Genomic DNA, 526 nt, shown 5'->3' with positions numbered 1-526 from the left:
TTCTCAGGAGAAACCACCACGCCAATCTGTTCGACGCCCGCTGCCAGCAGAGTCCCAGCGATGAGCTGCAGTCCCGTGGTCAGCCTGCCGTCTGCCAGTACGAACGGCGTCAGCCCCTTTGGTAAAACAACGCCTATGGGATACAGGCGCGTGCCCAATCCCGCCATCGGCACGATGGCTTTGCGCAGCATGGTTTCAGTAGACAGATTCCTCGCTGCGCTCGGAATGACAGAGCTTGCTCGGTGGGCTGCTTGTCGTTCCGAGCGCAGCGAGGAATCTCGCTTCACACAAAGGGTATTGCCCCCTGCGATGGGTTTTTTACTTGTTGTGCCCAGAGCAGCAGGACGCTTTCTCGGGAGTGGACACAACAGCGGTCGGGGTGGTTCCGTTGCCCTTCGCGCCGACGATAATCGCGGCAGCGCCCGCGCCGAGCAGCGCCGCCAGAGCCAGTATCAGACCGAGCTTATTCATAGGTAGCCTCCAGTTGCATTATACCCCACTATAGCGTTCGATTCAAACTCTCCAG

2 protein-coding genes are annotated in these 526 nt (G+C 59.1%); both read right to left on the bottom strand.

Annotated features, from left to right (window positions below; genetic code table 11):
• On the bottom strand, positions 1-191 hold a 191-nt coding region (locus tag NZU74_20850), incomplete at its 3' end, for a hypothetical protein (GenBank protein ID MCS6883771.1).
• Positions 192-318: 127 nt separating this feature from the next.
• Positions 319-471, bottom strand: coding sequence for a hypothetical protein (locus tag NZU74_20845; protein ID MCS6883770.1), 153 nt, complete (start codon positions 469-471; stop codon positions 319-321).
• Between the last annotated feature and the right edge of the window lie 55 nt (positions 472-526).

The sequence above is a fragment of the Chloroflexaceae bacterium genome (assembly GCA_025057155.1).
In the GTDB taxonomy this organism is placed as follows: domain Bacteria; phylum Chloroflexota; class Chloroflexia; order Chloroflexales; family Chloroflexaceae; genus JACAEO01.
This window is presented reverse-complemented; position numbering and strand designations above follow the sequence as displayed.